Here is a 21,264-nt window from a genome sequence, read left to right as displayed (position 1 = left end):
CGCTTTTCTGCATTTGTATTTGGCTTTTCTCGATCCTGGTTAATCAAGGGCAAATTGTTGTTGAACAGTTTCAATAATTGCTCGGACTTCAGGTGTAAGCTCATCATTGTTCTGATTCAGAACCTGCAAAATCTTTTCCATGGTATCGAGAAGAACACTCTCCGTATTGGGCTCCCGCTTAGCCAAAGCTTTCTCGTAAGCTTTTTTCACCTCAGGGTCCATGGTGCGGATTTCTTCATCCGTGTACCAATCATATACAGGCGTGTTGTCACTTCCGTAAAACAGATATTCTACAAATAACCACTGCTTCACTGTTGAGGTGCGATTGGAATTCGGGAAGTTGTTCAGAAAGGCCTCTTTCTCCAATATACGCTGAATTAATTCATTCCAAGAGATGATAATGCCAGCATCTGCAGTTGTCATTTGATTGGATTCGCTAGCCATAATATCGATGTATGCAGCGATATCAGCCTTAACAAACGGTTTGAACTTTTGGTAGATCTCATAATTGATGATAGGGTAATACAAGCCTTCACTGGTTTCCAGTTTGAATCCGAGATCAGATGCTTCTTGCAGAACCTTCCTCACTGACGGATCTTTAATTTCTTGCAGCAGACGACTATATGTAAGCTTCTGTTCGTAACCAAGTTGTTCATGGGCTTGAGATAGGGCTTGTTGAAACTGTTCCGTATACATTTGGTGATCCATATCCGCCAGCTTCATATTCTGCATATTCTCCAGTTGCAGCGTCATTAATGTTGCCTGCCAAGGACCGACTTTGTCGATATGATTCATCAGGTATTTACGTGCTTTAGCCACACTTGCTGTAGATTTCGCTGCTTCCGTTCGATACGTTTGGAATTGATGATACACCGCTTTGGAAGCCGGAACGGGTGCAGCCAGTGTTGTTGAGGTCACAAGTGTTGAGCCGATGGCAGTACAGCCGAGAGCCATAGCCAGTAAACCAAGTTTAGCAGGTTGCTTCCATCTCATTCGTATACCTCCCTATAAATAAGAAAAAGCCATTTGAATTCTCGTATAACGGCATTTCACCGTATTCTATATGTATGATCCGTAAGTTGACTAAGTACGGGTTTGTCATTGATTAAACCAGTTTCTGGTAACCGAATCAAGGGTCATCAGTAGGAAAATGATTGTAAATAAGCAAAAAACAGCCCCTAAAACCCAAATGGGTTGAAGAGACTGTTCTGGGTCTTCAGACTTTATGTTCTAACTTAATGAAGTGGTTTATTGCTGTTAGGCATCTGAGGTGCTCCGGTTGCTGGGATGTATGCCTGAAGCATCTGTTGTGTATCACTTGCAGTGAGTTGAGGCACTTGATAATACGCGTTTTTATTCTGGAACATGAAAATTTCATAAGCCATTTCGATAAAATGCTGGATCTGTGAAGCGATGACACGGCGAACCGTTCCGTTCGTGATCTCGCTGCAGGACATGCCGAGCAGACTCGCATGTGATTTAATGAGTCCAAGCATATGACCGCTAATCCCGGCATCCTTTACATCAGCCAGGCTCTGGTTTGGCTTTTTCGGTGCTGATGGCTTAAGGCCATATACTGGCGGTACGATGTTGGGGATCATGTAGGTTGCCGTCTCTTGATGAGGCTTCTGTCCGGATGCAAAACACTCTGCTGTCAGATTGTACTGGGATAAAATGAAGTTATACTGCCGGTCCAGAATGCCAATCAGTTCCTGGCTTTGCACGAATGAACGGAAGATCATATATTGATCCAGCACGTTAATGGTGGAGGACAAAATCTCGTGTACATCGAACATCTCATGACCGCCATGATTCATGTTAGGGCTGATATTTGGATTTGTATTCAAGCTGTGCTGCATTGCATTTTGAGGGTTCATCGAATTTGGATTCATTGGTAATTTGATTCTCCTTTGGTAAATGGTATGATTCTAGTATGCTTGGAGAGTAGTGAAATTATGTAATACGTATGGATAAAAGCGTAAGCACAAATAGGAACAGGTTTGATCGAGATTAAGTTGAAGGAGACCGATTGGGGTGTAGTAGGATAACTGTGGATTGAATTTACGTGTTGAAAAGAATAAGGAAGAATTCATCGCTTTTCGGCAATGAAATGAAATCTTATCAAGTGAGGTCAGAATCATTGAGAAAACTGAACTATATTCGCATATTTATTTTCCTTTGTATGGTCACAGCCGTAACGCTGGGCTTGTACTATGTAGCCGCAGATTGGCTGGATCAGCGTTATTTCCGCTTCCTGATCTGGAATCTGTTTTTGGGCTGGATTCCTTTTGTGTTCTCCTATGCATCCTATCTGCTATCTGATGTGAAATGGAAAGGTGCCGCATGGCTTGCAGTCGCAAGTGGGCTGCTGTGGTTATTATTTTTCCCCAACTCTTCTTACATTGTTACGGATTTGGTTCATCTGACAGCGAGAAGTTCCCGGTATTATGGTGGAAATGGAGTGGACTACACCTATTGGTACGACTTGAGTGTTGTTTTAATGTTTGTCTGGACGGGGCTCCTGCTTGGCTTCTTGTCCATGTATCAGCTTCAGGAAGTGATCTATCACCGAATCGGACGCTGGGCATCTTGGATCTTTGTACTCGCAGGCTGTGCTTTGGGAAGTTATGGAGTATTGCTTGGACGTGTATATCGACTGAATAGCTGGGATGCACTGACGAATCGCAAGACGCTGATTGAGCTGATGCACGAAAGTGTAAGCCGCCCGTCTCTTGCATTTTGCCTGTTCTTTGGCACGTTTATCATCACAATCTATGCCACACTATATTATCTGATAAATACGAGGTCTCTCCGTGATATGAAGAGTAGTGCAGGAAGTCCAAGGTATAAAACGAGTGGAACAAGTGATTGAACAGCATTTAGGTATACTTTGTTCAACTTAGTCTTACCTTGTATGAAGAAGGGATATTTCCTTTTATAAGGGGGTAACTCTTCTTTTTTATGGAAATTTGGCAGGTATGCAGGATGATATAACGAAGAATTAAGAATGAGAATGTAATGAATACATAGACAAGTAGGTGAACAACAAAATGTTGAATGTATTAGAGCTGACAACGAAAATAGAAGAAGCCATGGAACGCGTGAATTTTTCGGGTGTTGTATTACTCCAACAAGGCGGGAAAACCCTTTTGAATATGAAACGTGGTTATGCGAATCGCAGTGAAGAGCTTGCCAATCAGGTGGATACACGGTTCGGTATTGCATCAGGATGTAAGATCTTCACGGCAGTGAGTATATGCCAGCTCATTGAAGCGGGTAAGTTATCTGCTGATTCCAAGCTTACAGATGTGTTGAATGTGGAATTTCCGCTGTGGGACGAAGGAATTACCATTCATCAATTGTTAACACATACGTCGGGTATTCCAGATTATTTTGATGAAGAAGTGATGGAAGACTTTTCGGAATTGTGGAAAGAGAGACCCGTCTACGCGATGCGGCGATTAAGTGACTTTCTGCCCATGTTTCAGCAGCTGCCGATGAAGTCTGCTCCGGGTGAATGTTTTCACTACAACAATGCGGGGTTCATTGTGCTGGGGCTTATTGTGGAACAACATTCAGGACTGTCGTTTACAGATTATGTGGAAGAGCACATTTTCAAACCTTGTGGCATGAAGGACTCCGGTTATTTCTTAACAGATCAGCTTCCGCGAAACACCGCTTTAGGATATATCGATCATGAAGATGGCTCTTGGAACACCAATATGTTCTCCATTCCTGTCAAAGGTGGATCAGATGGTGGAGCCTATGTTACAGCGCCGGATATGGTTCGATTTTGGGATGCTTTGCTGGGTCACCAATTGTTGAATGCTGACACAACACGGCAGTTATTAACTCCACATGCTCATCAAGAGGATGAAGAGTATTATGGGCAAGGTATCTGGATTGACCTCAAAGAGGAAGACATTTTCAAATTTCATGTCATGGGGTTTGATCCAGGAGTGTCGTTCATGTCTTCCGTGTATCCGGACTATGATCTACAACTGGTTGTGCTCTCGAATCAAGAGTCTGGTCCGTATCCAATCACGGTTGCCATCGAAGAGGCATTCGTATGACGAATAAACCCTCAGCCTATGGGCTGGTTAAGCCTTCATAGGTTGGGGGTTCATTGGTCTAACCATGGGTCGAACAACATACAAGAGCGGCCTGCATTTATAGCATTTTCCATAGCTCAGGGGCGATTAATCGAGGGAAAACATCCAGTGGAGGTTTCTCTTTCTTTCGTTTGTCATTGGTTAACACCGTAACAAGTTCCAGCTCAGGGACAATATATACATACTGACCACCAAATCCTCGCGCGTAATAATAATGGAGGTTGGGTCTGTCGTTCTCAGCAGCAATATCTTCGGCAACAGACCTTTCATTCGGATAGACATCGACCCACCAATGCCAAGCATAACTGCCGTAATTAGGTGGGCTGACTGTAATGAATGGCTGCGTTGAACGGGTAACGAGATGACTAGAAATGAGAGATTCACCCTCCCACATCCCTTGCTGTAAAAAGAGCTGGCCGAATTTCAGCAGATCTGCGGGCAACATCTTCATACCGAATCCGCCAGTATGAACACCTTGTGGGTCACTTTCCCATTCATAGTCCTTAATTCCCAGTGGGTCGAAAAGATAACGTTCTGCGAACGCGGCTACGTTCATACCTACATTTTGCATCAGAATAGCGGATAGGATCTGTGATACTCCTGAGTTGTACTCCATATGTGTACCCGGTACATGACTTAACCGTTGTTCCAACGCAAAATCCACCCAATGATCGGTGCGGGTCATGCGAGGAAATGAATTCTGCCCGCCGAACTCATCCCAGTTGAATCCAGCTGTCATGGTGAGTAGTTGTTCCAGTGTGATTGCTGGCTTACGCGGGTCAGGATCGGATGTCAACTGTGGGAAAAAGGTAGAGATTGGGGCTGATGCCTCTGGCAACAAGCCTTTATCCATCGCTATACAGATGAGTGCGGATACCACACTCTTGGTACAGGAATTGATTTTTGCAATATCGGTCGCAGCCTCTTGGTTGCGGTAGTGTTCGTACATAAGCTCACCGCGTACACTGACGAGGCAGCTTCGCAGATCCAGCGGTGGAATGATCTGTTGTAACTTGGATGACAGTAATGAAGGATTCATAGTGTCCTTTCTGTACGGTTGATTTGTAATAGAATTTTGAATTTTGTAGAAATAGGTGTCCATTATCTTAGCATACTCCTGAGGTAGGGCTCAACAAGCGTAAATGTTTTGCTTGAAAAATCAGCTTGTAAAAGCTGCGAGTTCATCATGTGAGTAGTATATTTCAGAAGTAAGGGTGGTATATCATGCTTCAACAGTTACTGACTTATTTTAAGGCAAATCCTGAATTCTCAATCGTTACCACTATTGTTTGTACAGCTATTATCTGGCTTTATAAAGAGTTTAAAGTCTTGATTGAAAGAGATAATCAAAATAAACTGACGAGGATTCAGAAGCGGATGGATTCATACATTAAAGTTGAGGCTGCCATAGCTAGTATTTTAGCTCAACCCGCCAATGTAGGAGTGCTTCAGAACTTATACGATAAATTTGGTGAGTGTAGTTCTTACTTTTCCGAAGATATACGCGCTTTGATAAGAGAGTATTACACTAGGCAAGATGTTGCCAACCTAGTAACGATTATGAGTTTTATGAAAATTGAAATTAGGAAGTTAGATAGCCAAAGAAATAAAATAGAATCTCAGGATGTTTCGGGCGATGATTTTGACTCCATTCTTCGTTTATACAGACCCTTGAAACCCATTTTACTTATTTTTTTGTTGTTCTTTGTTACTATAGGGTTCCTATTGCTTGCCTTATTAGAGAACAGTGTATGGAACAGATTATTTTTAGGAACTAGTTTTGTAACAACTTCGCTAAGTGTAATGTTTTTATTCGCGGTTGTTGTAGTCTGGAAGAATGGTGAGTTATATATTAGAGGGAAATTAGAATCATCTCTTAAACTCAGCCTGATCTTTTCTCCTCTTTTGATACTTCTAGATTGGAGATTGTCTGTTCTGTCATTAATTATTCAAATTGTTGCAGGTATACTGATAGCTAGGAGTATGAAAACAAGGCTGATTGTAATGTAAAAGTAATTAAACATAAGGAGGGTACATCTTTGTTCAAAATCGGAAATCAAGGATCGTTCGAAACGCTTCCTGATCAAGCTAGGGCAATATATGAGGGAGACACCGGTACTGTAGAGCAATTCGTTAAGCAGGGCATGGATCTTGAGGAAGAGATTACGCTCAGTAAATACATAGCATTAACGCCGCTCGACCTTGCCTTAATCTGCAATCAGCTGGAAGTGGTTAAGTTGTTGGTCGAGCATGGAGTTAATCTGAATGTCAAAAATAATTCGGCGATCCTGAAGGCAGTTAGATATTGTGGAGAAGAAATGGTGCGATACCTGTACCAGCAAGGTGCCAAGTTAAATGGACTTAATCGGGTCAAATCCAGTGCATATGATGAAGCCTACTATGGTAACAAAAATAATATGACCGTGCTGAATGAACTGGGGTTGGATATTCGTAAATATGGAGGCAAAACGTTGCGCAAAGCGGTAGCTGATCACGATATGAAGACAATTCAGTACTTGCTGAATCAAGGAGTGGATGTCAATTACAATGAACCGGATATGGTATACCCGTATAAGGCGACACCTCTCACGGTAGCTGCAAGACTTAATAACATGAAGATGGTTCGTTATCTGGTGGACCAGGGAGCAGATGTGACCATTCAGGAGAAGGATGGAGAGCGAGCGTACACGATTGCAGTGAGTCAGAAAAATGAAGAAATGGCTGAATACCTAAAGGGGCATGAACCTCAAGAATTTCATGATATGAGCAACAAATTGCATGCATTAAAGTCTTATAAACTTCCGCAGCAACTTATTGATTTTCTAACTAGTGGACCCCGAAGAATAGACTTGCCAGATAGTGAATCAGGCATCCGATATATAGAATTCTTTCATCTGATCGATACCGTAGAGATGAAAATGGGCAGACAGAAGCTACTGCGTATTTCCTCGGATATCGATCAATACTCACATATCCTGATTGTCTGGAATCCGAGCAAAAAAATGATGGGATATGCGGATATTGAACATCAAGAACATGGAACGATAGCTACCTTAGAAGAGTTCATGTTAAATCCAGATACAGCTATAGAGGATATCCTGAATTAGATGGAGTAACACGAGAATTCCATGAACCTCTTTCCTATGATCATAATGGAAGAGGTTCTTTACTATTATGAACATGTTAATATAGGAAAATTTTCGTATGAAAAATGAACTATGCTAGTGCGTAATAAGGTTAGAAATGGTAAAATATCAATGCCTAAACATGAAAACAAGTTAATGAAAGATCATTATAGCTTTTTAATATAGGAAATAGTGTAGAATCAGTGTTTTAGCAAGAGTGTTTTTATCAAATTATAGTAATCTAATACTGAATTGAGGAATTGAACATGGCGATTATTGACGTAATTAAGTATGATGGCTCACCTGATGTGTTTGCTTGGAAACATCCCGAGACTGAGTTGGGAACATGGACCCAGTTGATTGTGAATCAATCTCAACAAGCAATTCTTTTTAAGGATGGAAGAGCGCTTGACATGTTTGGACCAGGAAGGCATACGCTGAGTACTGCGAATATCCCGATCTTGAACCGACTCGTTAACCTTCCGTTTGGAGGAAAGTCACCTTTTGCAGCAGAAGTCTGGTATGTCAATCAGGTTAGCGCATTAGACGTTAAATGGGGAACAGCGAATCCGATTCAGATCCAGGATCCCAAGTATAATATTATAGTTCCCGTAAGAACATTTGGACAAATGGGAATTAAAATTTCGGATTCACGAAAGTTTTTGGTCAAGCTTGTGGGCACACTGCCTGAGTTTAACCAAGCTAATATGATTAATTACTTCCGCGGGCTAATTATCATGAATATTAACTCGATGTTGTCATCCTATCTAATACATAGAAAAGTTAGTGTTTTGGAGATCAATGCCTATATCGCCGAGATTTCAAGGCATTTCGCAGACACAATAGCTTCTACTTTCGAAGAGTTTGGTATTGAGCTGATCAACCTGTATATTCACAACGTCAATCTGCCCGAAGAAGATCCTTCCGTTATTCGATTAAGAGAAGCGTTGGCGCGCAAAGCTGAGATGGATATTATTGGGTACACATATCAGCAAGAACGTTCGTTTGATACGCTGGAAGGTGCAGCCAAAAATGAAGGAAGCATGCAGTCAGACATCATGGGCGCAGGACTTGGTATGGGTATGGGGGTTGGACTGGGTGGTTCTTTCAGTAGCGAGATGTCCCAGATGTCTAAAGTGATGTCGACTAAGGAGACGCCTGCGGTAAGCATATGTAAACAGTGTAATCATCCGAACCAGGAGAACAGCTCTTTTTGCAGCAAATGCGGCAATTCATTAGCCGAAAAATCCGCAGTAACAACAGATTGTAATAATTGTGGACATGCTTTGCCAAAGGGAACCAAATTCTGTCCTAACTGTGGTGACAAATACCATGCGTGTCCATCCTGTGGAGCGGATAATGCTGAGGACGCATTGGAATGTATTCAATGTCATCAACCGATGCCTAGCCCATGCCCGAACTGTAACCATATGAATTCCGGTCATACCAAATTCTGTGGCAACTGTGGCACAAGTTTAAGCTTGAAATGCAGTCGGTGCCAACACGAAGTAAAACCCGGCCAGAAGTTCTGTCTTGATTGCGGAAACAATCTGCAAGAAGGAGGACAGGCATAGTGATGGTAAAACGCAGCAATCTCCTGATTTTGGATGTCATCTATTTAATATGCATGCTCGTATCGACAATCGTTTCTTTTACTTTGTTTAATCATGCGCTAATATCGTTATCTTTTTGGATGAACCTCGTGGCTTCTTATGTAGCCATTACGGCTATTTGGATCTACGCACGGTTCATCATGCAAAATATGGATCGGTTTAAACGGTTTGTTCCAGGTTACACAGCGTTAGGTGTAGTGTTGGTTAGTTATTTGATTTGTGTGATGATCTATACGTTGTTGACAGGTTCAGCAGATCATGCGCTTCGCTGGTTTGTATTGTTGCATACAGTAACGTTTGCGATCGCAACTATTTTATGTGGAATCATTATGATCTACATTCACAGTCTGCGAAGTCATGAAGCAAATGAACAGACTAAAATCGAAGATTTACATTTAATCGAAAAAGCGTTACAGCAATTGCTTCACACCATGATGCAACATCCCGTTCTAACTGTGGAAGAGGAGCGGAAAACCGTTCAATCATTAATTGAACTGGTGAAGTATAGTGACCCGATCACACCGGATTCCCTTGAGAAAAATGACCGCCAGATCTTGATGGACATTGAATTGATGAACAGTGAACTTGCAAATCAGTACGAAGCAGGGGAATTGGTAAATAGTGAACGTATTGCTTCGCAACTATCCCAGCTAAGGTTCCGGCTGAAAGAACGCAATCAACAGATCTTGATAAGTAAATCATAAATTGCAGGAGGAAACGCGGTGAAGAAATTTTTTGGCATTTTATTCATTATCCTTTCGTCCGTGACGATCCTGTTATCTTTAATATTAATATCCGAAGGAACAGAAACGGCCATTATCAGTACGATTATTCTTTTTATCCCTGGGGTTATCGTACTTGTTACGGGCATAAAAATGTGTGGTCGACCTAAATCTCAGTCTAAGACTGATCCATACCAGCATTACGATCATTATAATTCTAATGATAAGCAATTTTACGAAGATCAGCATCATGAGAAATATGACGAGGCCCCTCAAGAAACTGTAGCCGTGAATTGTTCAGGGTGTGGAGCCAAGGTAAGGGTATATCTTACTTCGTCTGCGGATTGTGAGTATTGCGGAACAACGATGAGGATCTCGTAAACTGCATAGGAGGAATGGTGTTGTTAAGGAAGTTATTTGGACTCTTTTTCATGTTATATGCCATTGCGATCCCGATCGCCATGTTTAATGCAAATAATTTCATAGGTACTAAAAATCTCATTGCTATGGCTGGAGTTATTATCGTTGAATTTTTATTTTTATATTGGGGTATTAAATTGCTTAGGAAAAAACGTGTTAAGAAAAAGCATGTCCCTGAACGAAAGTTTTATGGGGGAGATTATGGGGGTCATCTTGATCGCGAGAATGCGAATTCGCATACGTATTCAAGCTACAATAGCAACACTGTGAGTTACAGCAGTCATAATACAATTAACTATACAGAGATCAATTTTTCAGACAAGGAAAACACTGAAGTAAGGGTCGAAGAAAAAGTAGAAGAGCCACAAAGGCCAGTTTCAGTAAGTTGCCCGGGGTGCGGGGCGAAGGCAAAAGTGCTTCCCAAGCAATCAACGGACTGCGAGTATTGTGGAACAACGGTTGTAGCAACATAGAACGGTTCAGAGTGGATACGAGAAAAGGATTAAGCCTGATTCCTATGGAGTCGGGCTTTTTTCTTTTCAATTTAGAATATAACAGACCTTCATATGGACTAATACGTCATATTATCCTGCGTGTACTACTCTCGTGTTGCATCAATAATGAAACGTTTCGAGTTAATATCTATCGTTGATCCATAATATATGTAGAATTTGTAAGCGCTTTATTTTCTTGTTTACGGAAATGGGAAATTTATGATAACATATACACGAAACGTTTCGAATTCATTTGAAGGGAGAACATCATGAAAAAAGTAAAACTATTCAGCTTCATTTTAACTTTTTGTCTGTTCGCTAATCTAGCTTTAACTCCGATGGCCTCAGCAGGTGAATCAAGCAATTTAATTGGATTTCGAGCAGAATTGAAAGCGATTGCATATAAAACCTATTCGTATTTTGAGGATTATACGGATCAGAACACTGGCTTGACTTACGATGAAGTTCGGCTCACTGAAAAAGGGACAGAAGAAGCTAAACGTACCTCGCCCACGAACATCGCCATGTATATGATGAGCACCGTTTCAGCGCAACAATTGGGTATCATTTCGAAGAAAGAAGCAGTACATCGCCTGCAAACGACTATCAATTCCCTCGAAAAGTTAGAAAAGTGGAACGGCCTATTTTATAACTGGTATAACACAGATGACGGTACAGTGAAGAAAGATTGGGGACAATTTATATCCCAAGTCGATAATGGCTGGTTATCCGCTGGTTTAATTGTTGTTGGGCAAGCCTATGAAGAACTTCATGGGGCAACAAGCGAGTTGGTCGAAAATATGAATTATACTCCGTTATATGATCCTGAAGTCGGTCAATTCCGCGGAGGCTATGATGTGGCTAAAGGTGCACTGACGGATCACCATTATGGAATGTTTTACACGGAACCACGTGTAGGCAGCTATATTGCCATTGGGAAAGGTGATGTTCCCCAAGAGCATTGGTGGAAGATGTATCGCACATTACCTCAAGAATGGGATTGGCAAGCTCAGATTCCTCAAGGCAAATCCGTTAAGTACGATGGAGTGGATGTGTTTGAAGGAAGTTATGTATACAAGGATAAAAAGTTCGTGCCAAGTTGGGGAGGCAGTATGTTTGAAGCTCTTATGCCCGGTATGGTTATAAAGGAAAAAGACTTAGGTACTCAAGCTTTGGGATTGAACAACCAGCGTCATGTTGAATTGCAGATCGAATATGCCAAAGAAAAAGGGTATGCCGCATGGGGGTTTTCACCTTCTGCAACGCCGACAGGTTACAGTGAGTTTGCAGCAACGCCGTTAGGGACCTCAGGTTATAAAGATGGAGCAACGGTTACAGCACACGCAACATTCCTTGCCCTCGATTATGCCCCTGAAGCGGTTCAAAAGAATATTAAAGCTTTAAAGAAATTCAAAATGTTTGGCAAGTATGGGTTCTATGACTCAGTTAATGTTGAAACGGGAGAACTCGCAAAAGCTTATCTGGCACTGGATCAAGGAATGATTATGGTGTCGATCGCTAACTATCTTCAAGACGGCGTTATACGCGATTATTTTCACAGTGATGTGATAGGGCAGACGCCAGAAGAATTGTTGAAAAAAGAAGTGTTTTCTATTCAATGAACGGGAGGAAAACTTGCCATACCGATTGTTTGAACGGGACGAAGCAGAGTGTTTTCTGCTTCGTTCTATTTGCATTTGTCGAACCGTCTCTGGGTACAGCTCGAGATGTTTAGGCTGGGTGAAAGGAGTTGGTACTTCATGAATGATGCAATGATTAGAGTTGTATTGGTCGTTATCAAGATCCTATAGAGAAGAACTTTTCTTCGTATTTAATACCTCAAATGCCTCTGTCAAAAAATCCATGGTATGCTTAGGGATCAACGACTCATAGGGTTTTACGTTTATATAAAGTTCTTCGTTCTTTTCTTCGTCATGGAGAATCAGTTGATTTAATTGGGTATTTGTAATGATATCCTTCAACTGTTGCTGTATGGAAGGATGATCTGGTTTAAGATCGTGTAGGGTAGCTCTATGGACAAGCAATACCAAATTGAATAATTGTTCATCCAAGTAAGTTTGCTTAGAGATATCCTCTGGGAACACCTTTTCAATAATATCCGCAGAAACATACTTTCGAAGTAGCTTTTTTTGGTCCTCCTCAACACGCATCGAGTTCATAAGTAGCATGAGCAATTCTGAGTTTAATTCATTGAATTGATCTTTTTCCTTTAACCGTTTTATTCGTTTAATTAATGCTAAAGAACAATCAATAGCTTTTCTCCTTTGTTTAAGCGATTGTTCTTGAACTCTAATGATTTCATCAAAAGAATATTGCGGATTATCCATACCGGCTTTAATCTCGTTTAATGAAAGTCCTAGACTTTGCAACAATTGAATTTCATGCAGCCTTTTAAAATCCTCATTTATATATACATGATGATCATTTTCGTTCTTTTGTGAGGGAACCAATATGCCAAGTTGTCGATAATGTCTTAACGTACGAACTGTTGTGCCCGCCAGCTTTGCAAATTTACTCACTGTTAATTGCATCTAACGTCCCTCTCTTCAAATAATCAGTTCTTGTATTTTCGTGCCAGAATAATTCCAATAGAAATATTATAAAGGACATGTGCAAGGATTGGGGGAATTAACGATCCGGTAAAATAAAAGAGCAGTGCAAAAATCAAACCATTTACAAACACAACGATAAGGACACCGGTAGCTCCTTTATATTGAGGAACATGTATTATCCAGAACAAAATAGTGCTTATTAGAATGACGAGCCAATCCACGAACAAAGAGTATCCAATAAATAATCCGATCAGCACACCTCTAAAAAAGAATTCTTCAAATATACCACCTATCGCCGTTAAAGCTATACCACTTGGTTGGATCATTATTTTTTTAATCATATCTGACCCTTCGGTTTTAGGGAGTTCTGTTCTTGTTCTGATAAATGTAATTAGGACAATCGTAGTAATAAAAAAACTGGCAATAAGACCAATGATGATTACGGATAATAAACTAATCTTGTTCGGTATGAATAAGGAAGCTATAAATGGTAATATTCCTCCCCATTTGAAAAACCCAATAAAAATAAATCCAATAAATAGAAAAGCTGATTGCGTTAGTAATGCGATCAACAGTATTTTGTAATGTTCCTTTGCATGGGTCTCAGACATAATGAAAACTCCTTTATCACATTTTTTTCATTGTAGATTGTGACGTAACGTCCTCCGCAACAGCTTTTTTTATCAAAGTATGATCAGCTACTCATAACAAACGTTTGAATTCTTGCTCGGTGATCACAATATGTTTCTTTTGCAACGAGGAGGAGGTTCGTAACTCACATATTTACAGCCTTGCTCCATCTGCAACCATCCACATCAGGGCTAAACGAAAAGTACCGCAGTAGCGCGGTTTTACACAGCCTATCGTGACAATGCAGAACCTACATATTTACCGTGTCATCTTCGTTTCTCTATACTTTGGATTGTAAGCGTTACCAAAAGAGAGTCAGCAAGAATGCAAAGCAGCAACATAACCGTAGGTAATGAAAGACATAGAAAGGAGTGAGAGAGTGAAGGAGAGTCACACAGTAGTATCCGTAAATCCTTCATTGAAGAAGAACTCCCTTGGCAAGAGAATTTGGAAAAACTGGGAGCTTTATCTGTTCATGCTTCCCGCGTTGTTGTATTTCCTTATTTTTCATTATGGCCCGATGTACGGCATTCAGATTGCTTTTAAGAATTTCGTACCTTCAAAAGGAATTACAGGCAGCGAATGGGTTGGTTTTGACCATTTTGAACGGTTCTTCAATTCTTATTTTTTCTGGGATCTGCTCTGGAACACATTCAGTATCAGCTTCTATGAACTTGCCATCGGATTTCCGTTGCCTATCATATTGGCGCTGGCCTTTAATGAAGTCCGCAACGGCCCGTTCAAGAAATCGGTCCAGACGGTCACCTATGCACCCCATTTCATTTCTGTAGTTGTCATGGCAGGTATGATCATTACCTTTTTATCACCCTCAAGCGGAATGATTGTCCGGTTCATCGAATTCATTGGTCTTGAACCAGCACAATTTTTGACTGATCCCGCATGGTTTAAGACGGTATATGTATTCTCCGGCGTCTGGCAGAGCACCGGGTGGGGAACCATTATTTATCTCGCAGCCTTGTCAGGCGTAGATCCCCAGCTTCATGAAGCAGCCATTATGGATGGAGCAAGCCGAATGAAACGGGTGCTACATATCAATCTGCCGACGATATTACCCACGATTACGATCATGCTGATCTTGAATATGGGTAATATACTGGGTCTTGGTTTCGAGAAGATTCTGCTGCTGCAGAATTCACTCAATATGGAAGCATCCGATGTAATTTCCACCTATGTATATCGCGCCGGATTGGTGAACGCTCAGTATAGCTTCTCAACGGCTGTTGGATTGTTCAATTCGGTTGTCAACGTTATTTTGCTTGTTACGGTCAACCAGATCGCCAAACGCACCAGTGAGAACAGCCTCTGGTAGAAAGGAGTTGAAGTCTTTGGTTACTGCGATGAAAGAATCTCGGGGGGACAAGCTTTTCCTGATCAGCACTTATATTTATCTGGGTCTGGCAATGTTGGTTGTTCTCTATCCGCTCATCTATATTCTCAGCGCTTCAATCAGTTCGCCGCAGGACGTCAATTCGGGAGCGATGTGGTTGTTTCCGAAAAATGTAACACTGGATGGATACAAGCTTGTGTTTGAGAACCCAAAGATATGGAGTGGTTACTGGAACACCATTATCTACACAGTGGTGGGCACTCTGCTCAATCTCGCCGTCACTCTTCCAGCCTCGTATGCGCTCAGCAGATCTGATTTTGTCGGGCGCCAATTGTTCATGGGCCTCATTCTATTCACGATGTTCTTCAGCGGCGGAATCGTGCCGACGTATCTGCTGGTCAAGAATCTTGGACTCATGAACAGCATGTGGGCATTGGTCCTGCCAGTGGCCGCTTCGGTCTGGAATATCGTCGTAGCCCGTACCTTTTTCCAGACGACCATTCCGAAAGAACTTCAGGAAGCAGCGCATATTGACGGCTGTACGAATCTAAAGCTGTTCATTCGCATTGTTCTACCGCTGTCAGCACCGATTGTAGCCGTTATGGCCTTGTTCTATGGGGTTAGCCACTGGAACAGCTACTTCCCGTCTCTGATCTATCTAAATGATGAAGCGAAGTATCCGCTGCAGATGGTTCTGCGTCAGATCCTTGTTCTTCAGGAAATGACAGCGGAAACGACGGGCTCTTCCATCAACGGCGAGGTGGCGACCGCCATGAATAATAAGGCAGAAACGGCATCCCTGATTAAATATGGAGTCATTGTTGTCTCCACACTGCCCATCGTGGCAATTTATCCGTTCCTGCAGCGTTACTTTGTCCAAGGGGTCATGATAGGCTCTGTTAAAGGTTAAACAGCTAAAATGTGATGAAATCAAGGGAGGAATTATAAATGCCAACCACACGTAGGTCATGGAAGCTTCTGTTATCTTCGGCTTTAGTTATTACATTATTGGCAGGCTGCAGCAGTACAAACGAAGGTGAAGCGAACAACAATCTCGGAAAAGTTGCTGTGAACAATGAAGGTTTCCCGATTGTTAATGAACCCGTTACTTTGTCGCTTATGGCGCCAGATGTAGGGATTCAGAACTGGGAGAACATGGCTGTGCTTCAGCAGATGCAAGAGAAGACCGGTATTAAACTGGAATACAAGAACGCACCGAAGGATAGCTTCGAAACGAAGAAAAATCTGGTGCTCGCCAGTGGAGATTACCCGAATATCCTCTATGCTGCCGGTTTGACAACTGCAGAGCAGATGAATTACGGAGAGCAGGGTATCCTCATTCCACTGGAGGATCTGATTGAAGAGTATGCTCCGAATTTCAAGGCGCTGTTGGAGGATAATCCGGATGTCCGCAAATCGATAACTGCACCGGACGGGCATATCTATTCCTTGCCAGTAGTAGAACTTAGCCAGCACTGGTACCGCAATCCGATGTGGTATAACGGAGACTTCCTAAAGGCGCTGAATATCGATAAACTCCCCGAAACGACAGAGGAGCTGTATACCTATCTGAAACGTGTGAAAGAGGAAGATCCCAACGGTAATGGCATAGCTGATGAAATTCCGATCTCCTCGGTGACTACACCCGCTGCGAATCTCCGCGATATCCGTACATGGCTGTTGGGTGCCTTCGGCATTTATGAAGAAGAAATTTACGTGGACGATGCGGACAAGGTGCATTACACACCGCTTGAAGAAGGCTACAAGGAATATTTGACCTATATGAACCGACTGTGGTCTGAAGACCTGCTGGATCATGAGAGCTTCTCACAAACAGCGGAGCAAAAAAAGGCCAAAGCACAGAACAATCAAATCGCCCTCTTTTCGGACTGGCATGCCTACATGAGCAAAGGTGGAGAGCCTTCGACGGCAGATCCCATGTTTGCACCTGTCCACAGTGAATCAGTTGCTGCCCCAGCGATTGCAAAGAACAGGGGGATTACAAGCGGTGCCTTTGCTATTACGCAGAGTAATCCTGCGCCTGAAGCCTCTATGCGCTGGGTGGATTATCTTTATTCCTATGAAGGTGCCATGTTCTTTAATAAAGGTCCAGAGGGCACTCTCTGGGAGTACACAGACAAAGAGAATCGGGTCAAACGTTACTTGCCAGTACCGGACGGTAAGGAAATGGAAGATTATCGGGCAACTCTGACACCTAACTACGGCATTCCCGCTCCAACCCTGTCCATGGATGATATTAATAAGGGGCTGAAGACAGACTTTGACCTATGGGTAGAAGAGGAGACCAAGCAGAAGCTTCTCGATAAAGGCGCACGGATTCCGTTTCCGACCCTGTTCCTTACCGTGGAAGAGCAGACCGAAATCAGTGGCCTGAATTCTGATTTGAAGACATATGTGAATCAGATGGAGGCGAAATTCATCACTGGAGCGGAGCCGCTTACGGGCTGGGACAATTATGTGGCGACAGTCAAGAAAATGGGCGGAGAGCGTATGGTTGAAATCAATCAGGCTGCCTATGATCGTTGGAAATCCAACTAATCAGGTCCATGCGGAAACGCGTCCCTGAACGTTCATGCAGATGCAGGAGGAATAGACATGCAAATTACGAGACATCCGAATAATCCCATTGTTGTGCCGGGCGATTATGAATGGCGTAAGGTTACGGTTTTCAACCCGGCGGTTATCATCGATAACGACAAATTTTATATGATTGAGCGTACCGCGGGTTCCCTAACTCCATGCAAAAATTATTTGGGTCTGCTAGAAAGTGAAGACGGGGTGAACTTTACGCACGTGAAGGATGAGCCCATTGTGACGCCAGACATGCTGGGATTCCCTTATGGTAGTGTGCAGGATCCGCGGATTGTCAAAATCGACGGAACCTTCTATCTAAACTACGCCCTTCGTCCCTGTGCCATGAGTTATTACCCTACCGGGGCAGGTGTCCCCCTTCGCTCTATTCCGGAATATCCGGACGGGTGGGGGGACGAGGCGGGACATTGGCTAACCCGGTCCTCCATATTGAAATCAGATAATCTGCTGGATTGGGAGTATGTGGCGGACACGACACCTCTTGATATTAATGACCGGGACAACATTCTGTTCCCTGAGAAAATAGGTGGCAAATTCGTACTGTTGCGCCGCCCTGAGGAATATGTAGGAGAAGCCTACGGTACGGATAAGGCGGCCATGTGGATTACCTACTCCGAGGATCTCGTGAACTGGGAAGAGCCCAAGCTGCTTGCTACCGCCCAGAACTTCTCCTGGGAATCAAGGAAGATTGGCGGCTCAACGCCTCCGATTCGTACGGACAAGGGCTGGCTGGTGCTCTATCATGGCGTCGATGAGGACATTGTCTACCGTGTGGGAGCCATGCTGCTGGATTTGGAGCAACCGGAGAAAATCATTGCCCGAACGCATCATTTTATTATGGAGCCAGAGATGTATTATGAGAAATTTGGGTTCCAGATCCCAAATGTCATCTTTCCGACTGGAAATGTGGTCAAAGATGGACTGCTCTATATCTATTATGGGGTAACAGATACGGCGATTGCTCTTGCAACAGTTCCGCTGGACGAACTGGTAGAGCACATCCTCCAGGAAGGGCAGTAGCTAAGCAAAATAAACCTTAGATGAAGCGTATCTTTTAATATAAAAATGTAGTGCAGAAAAGGCGGAAGCTCCACTAACTTAAACAGGTCCTTTAATAGTGGCTGCTCTCAGGGCATGTTCCTTGCGATACTGACCTGGTGTCAAACCGATTTCTTTTTTGAACTTGCGGATGAAATTCGGCGCATCCATGTAACCGACCTGTTCGATAATTTCTTTGAGGGGTGCGCTAGTGTTCTCCAGGAGCCGCATGACTTCATCTACACGCCGCTGCCAGATATATTGTGAGAAATTGCGGCCGGTCTTCTCTTTGAAGCTCCGGCTTAAATATGAAGTTGAAATGGCAAACTTAAGTGCCACATGCTCTAGGCTGAGTGTGTAGTCTGCAAACTGTTGATCCACGTAAACCAGAATATCATCCATTAATGTTGACTCGCTTGTCTTCGTATTCAGCTCCACCTGCGCGCAAATGTCAGCAGCCAGACAGAGCAAACGACTCTCCAGCTCTTCGAGTGTTTCAAAGGCAGTCAATTCTGACATATTGGCGAACACCTCGTTCATACCAAGCTCGGAGGCGGTGCGTAGAAAAGCGTTTAGCAGATCGAAACAGATGCAGCGCAGCAGGTGAACCTGTAATGGCTCATTTTTGATCATATGAATGGTTTCGGTAATCAGTTGCACGGTTACTGATTCGTTGCCCTGCTTAAGGCTCTGCTCCAGTTTCAGCATGGATTTGCGTGGAATCCAGAAGCTCTCGGAAGCAGAAGGGTTCAGCTCTGCAAGCTGTTCGAAATAAGTTACCTGACCGCTGTGTTGGATGATCCGGTGCTCCAGAGCTGTAGCAGCTTCAATGAAGGATTGGTTAAGACGGGCCAAGTCCCCGTATGCCGTGCCGACACCGATACTCAGAGATAGCTGCGAATGCTCGCGGATTACCAATTGAATGGCTTCAATTACCTCTTCCAATTGGTTTTGAATCGGCTTCTCCACATCACCGGGAAGTGAAATTATCAGAGCAAACTGCTCTTTGACCGAGAATTCAACGCCGAAGATCTGAGCACCGGTGCCTGGTAGACATACATTGCTAAGTATATCCTGCAACAGAAGGCGTTCCTGCCAGCACTTGTCGCCAAGCAAAGTATCATCCCAAGACAATATAGCCGAGAAATAGAGGCCTTGTCCTTGAGGATGCCGGAATCCGGCGCTCAGAATCATTTGTTCGATCTCAGGATCATCCGGCTTGCCGTGCTTGAGTAACAGCAGCATGCACTGATTACGTACGAAGGGCTCCTGAAAATCAATTTTCGCACTGTAATTGTGTAGGGTCTGTCGTATCCATTCCCATTCATTGTGGAGCTTGGAAGCATCATCGCCGTTGCCTCTCATCTTGTCCATCAAATCTCTGATTGGATGGTACTGCCGTTTGGCTAGCAACAGCGCAGCAGCTATACCGGTAATGACAGTAATGCAGAAGACGATCAGGATCAGAGTCTGGACATGGGCGACACGGCTGAAGAATTGGAAGCTTGGCATGGTGGTTACATAGGTCCAGCCATTTTCTTCCGATTGAACAGAAACAACGGAGTATTGTTCTCCGTCCATCTTCAAATTATGGATACCAGGCGCAAGTGTAGCTAAGTTCTCAATTTCGTTCTGTGGAAGGCTGATGCCATGGCTGTTCGCGGTCAACACCTGTCCGGAGGGACTGAATATATAACTGCTTCCTGAAAAATCACTCAAAATCGAATCCATGACCCCGGTAAGGTTGGATTCTTTCATTAAATATACAACGGTCCCATATGGAAAGGGGTCATTAGGTTTAACAGGCACAAGCATGACGAGCATCGGCTCCATTCGGGAATTAACCTTCACGTTCTCAGCGGGACGGACCAGCGGCTGTCTAGTTTCATTTAAGTCCTGCCGCAATTCTTGCAGATTCCAATGTTCGAACTGATAAAGGCTAGCAAAGGTGACATCAAGATTAGCCAAACCGCGGTGCGAATAGATGTGGGAATCATTATGGAAATAGAGAAGCAGATCCTCTGCAATGCTGCTGCTAGCTTTGTAATTGGCCAGCGCTTGAATCGCCTCCAAGCTGTAATAGGGGTGCTTTACCATATAAGGGGTCAGGTGTTTGTCATAGGCGATTCTCCCCGCTATTTCCTGAAGTTCATTCATCCGGTTATCTATAGTGCTCTTCACCTGGTTAAGTTGATTGACATTTGATTGTTCAATCTCAACACGTAATCCTTTGACAGCGTTTTCATACACAAAAATAGTTACACCTGTCAGAGGGATAAGAAATATGAGAATGTAAGAAAAGGCATATTTCAGCAGAAGCCTTGATTTGAAATGATTCCAGCTGAGCCTGAATCTGTCGAGCAAGGATGGCTTGAATGCGGAATTTGCCATGAAGCAGTCCCTCCAGTGTTAAAATATTCGGATTTTGAATTGAAAATCGCTGTTCTCTTCTGGATTACACTTGTGCTAGTATAAACATTATAACATTATAATCTTTGAAGTGAAGTAGCTCATCAGGCTTATTTTAACGATTTGGAAATACAGATCTCATGTCATGAATCATTTTTTGGAATTTG

19 protein-coding genes are annotated in these 21,264 nt (G+C 43.0%); 13 read left to right on the top strand and 6 right to left on the bottom strand.

Going from position 1 to position 21,264, the window contains the following annotated elements; all coding sequences use genetic code 11:
* Positions 1–39: 39 nt before the first annotated feature.
* A complete protein-coding gene (locus tag MKY85_RS18365; RefSeq protein WP_342570487.1) occupies positions 40–993 on the bottom strand; it encodes a hypothetical protein in 954 nt (317 codons plus the stop codon).
* A gap of 242 nt (positions 994–1,235) precedes the next feature.
* Complete coding sequence (locus MKY85_RS18360; protein WP_339261464.1) at positions 1,236–1,859, bottom strand: spore coat protein; 624 nt, start codon at positions 1,857–1,859, stop codon at positions 1,236–1,238.
* Between the two features lie 281 nt (positions 1,860–2,140).
* Here MKY85_RS18360 and MKY85_RS18355 point away from each other — a divergent pair, with 281 nt between their 5' ends.
* Both MKY85_RS18355 and MKY85_RS18350 read left to right on the top strand, forming a co-directional pair.
* Positions 2,141–2,872: a DUF1361 domain-containing protein gene (locus tag MKY85_RS18355; protein WP_342570486.1), complete on the top strand. Its 732-nt coding sequence runs from the start codon at positions 2,141–2,143 to the stop codon at positions 2,870–2,872.
* A 178-nt stretch (positions 2,873–3,050) separates the two neighbouring features.
* Entirely contained in the window at positions 3,051–4,073 is a 1,023-nt protein-coding gene (locus MKY85_RS18350; protein ID WP_342570485.1) for a serine hydrolase, read from the top strand.
* A 97-nt stretch (positions 4,074–4,170) separates the two neighbouring features.
* Here the strand turns inward: MKY85_RS18350 and MKY85_RS18345 are convergent, their stop codons facing one another.
* A complete protein-coding gene (locus tag MKY85_RS18345; protein ID WP_342570484.1) occupies positions 4,171–5,151 on the bottom strand; it encodes a serine hydrolase in 981 nt (326 codons plus the stop codon).
* A gap of 185 nt (positions 5,152–5,336) precedes the next feature.
* On the opposite strand from MKY85_RS18345, the gene MKY85_RS18340 reads away from it, so the two are divergent.
* From MKY85_RS18340 to MKY85_RS18310, 7 genes are all read left to right on the top strand, one after another.
* Entirely contained in the window at positions 5,337–6,122 is a 786-nt protein-coding gene (locus tag MKY85_RS18340; RefSeq protein WP_342570483.1) for a hypothetical protein, read from the top strand.
* 29 nt (positions 6,123–6,151) lie between these two features.
* Positions 6,152–7,219 carry an ankyrin repeat domain-containing protein gene (locus MKY85_RS18335; RefSeq protein ID WP_342570482.1) on the top strand — a complete coding sequence of 356 codons (1,068 nt, stop codon included), beginning with the start codon at positions 6,152–6,154 and terminating at the stop codon, positions 7,217–7,219.
* A gap of 284 nt (positions 7,220–7,503) precedes the next feature.
* Entirely contained in the window at positions 7,504–8,811 is a 1,308-nt protein-coding gene (locus MKY85_RS18330; RefSeq protein WP_339256014.1) for an SPFH domain-containing protein, read from the top strand.
* A complete protein-coding gene (locus MKY85_RS18325) occupies positions 8,811–9,554 on the top strand; it encodes a hypothetical protein (RefSeq protein ID WP_342570481.1) in 744 nt (247 codons plus the stop codon). The genes MKY85_RS18330 and MKY85_RS18325 overlap by 1 nt, the downstream gene beginning before the upstream one ends.
* An 18-nt stretch (positions 9,555–9,572) precedes the next feature.
* Positions 9,573–9,953, top strand: a complete 381-nt coding sequence (locus tag MKY85_RS18320; protein WP_342570480.1) for a hypothetical protein — start codon at positions 9,573–9,575, stop codon at positions 9,951–9,953.
* Positions 9,954–9,973: 20 nt separating this feature from the next.
* Complete coding sequence (locus tag MKY85_RS18315; protein WP_339256008.1) at positions 9,974–10,465, top strand: hypothetical protein; 492 nt, start codon at positions 9,974–9,976, stop codon at positions 10,463–10,465.
* A 290-nt stretch (positions 10,466–10,755) separates the two neighbouring features.
* Positions 10,756–12,108 carry a glucoamylase family protein gene (locus tag MKY85_RS18310; RefSeq protein WP_339256006.1) on the top strand — a complete coding sequence of 451 codons (1,353 nt, stop codon included), beginning with the start codon at positions 10,756–10,758 and terminating at the stop codon, positions 12,106–12,108.
* A gap of 183 nt (positions 12,109–12,291) precedes the next feature.
* On the opposite strand, the gene MKY85_RS18305 is transcribed toward MKY85_RS18310, so the two are convergent.
* Both MKY85_RS18305 and MKY85_RS18300 read right to left on the bottom strand, forming a co-directional pair.
* Positions 12,292–13,038 carry a MerR family transcriptional regulator gene (locus MKY85_RS18305; RefSeq protein ID WP_342570479.1) on the bottom strand — a complete coding sequence of 249 codons (747 nt, stop codon included), beginning with the start codon at positions 13,036–13,038 and terminating at the stop codon, positions 12,292–12,294.
* 23 nt (positions 13,039–13,061) lie between these two features.
* Positions 13,062–13,670: a type II CAAX endopeptidase family protein gene (locus MKY85_RS18300; RefSeq protein ID WP_342570478.1), complete on the bottom strand. Its 609-nt coding sequence runs from the start codon at positions 13,668–13,670 to the stop codon at positions 13,062–13,064.
* Positions 13,671–14,041: 371 nt separating this feature from the next.
* Here MKY85_RS18300 and MKY85_RS18295 point away from each other — a divergent pair, with 371 nt between their 5' ends.
* From MKY85_RS18295 to MKY85_RS18280, 4 genes are read left to right on the top strand one after another with little or no spacing between them, the layout of a single operon-like run.
* Positions 14,042–15,019 carry an ABC transporter permease subunit gene (locus MKY85_RS18295; RefSeq protein WP_339234889.1) on the top strand — a complete coding sequence of 326 codons (978 nt, stop codon included), beginning with the start codon at positions 14,042–14,044 and terminating at the stop codon, positions 15,017–15,019.
* A gap of 16 nt (positions 15,020–15,035) precedes the next feature.
* Positions 15,036–15,947 carry a carbohydrate ABC transporter permease gene (locus MKY85_RS18290; RefSeq protein ID WP_091017811.1) on the top strand — a complete coding sequence of 304 codons (912 nt, stop codon included), beginning with the start codon at positions 15,036–15,038 and terminating at the stop codon, positions 15,945–15,947.
* Between the two features lie 38 nt (positions 15,948–15,985).
* Positions 15,986–17,596, top strand: a complete 1,611-nt coding sequence (locus MKY85_RS18285; RefSeq protein WP_342570477.1) for an extracellular solute-binding protein — start codon at positions 15,986–15,988, stop codon at positions 17,594–17,596.
* 57 nt (positions 17,597–17,653) lie between these two features.
* Complete coding sequence (locus tag MKY85_RS18280) at positions 17,654–18,670, top strand: glycosidase (RefSeq protein WP_342570476.1); 1,017 nt, start codon at positions 17,654–17,656, stop codon at positions 18,668–18,670.
* A gap of 78 nt (positions 18,671–18,748) precedes the next feature.
* On the opposite strand, the gene MKY85_RS18275 is transcribed toward MKY85_RS18280, so the two are convergent.
* Complete coding sequence (locus MKY85_RS18275) at positions 18,749–21,079, bottom strand: helix-turn-helix domain-containing protein (protein ID WP_342570475.1); 2,331 nt, start codon at positions 21,077–21,079, stop codon at positions 18,749–18,751.
* Positions 21,080–21,264: the final 185 nt, after the last annotated feature.

This window comes from Paenibacillus sp. FSL R5-0749 (assembly GCF_038595085.1).
Lineage (GTDB): Bacteria > Bacillota > Bacilli > Paenibacillales > Paenibacillaceae > Paenibacillus.
The sequence above is the reverse complement of the archived record's forward strand: the minus strand, read 5'-3'. Positions and strand labels throughout refer to the sequence as shown.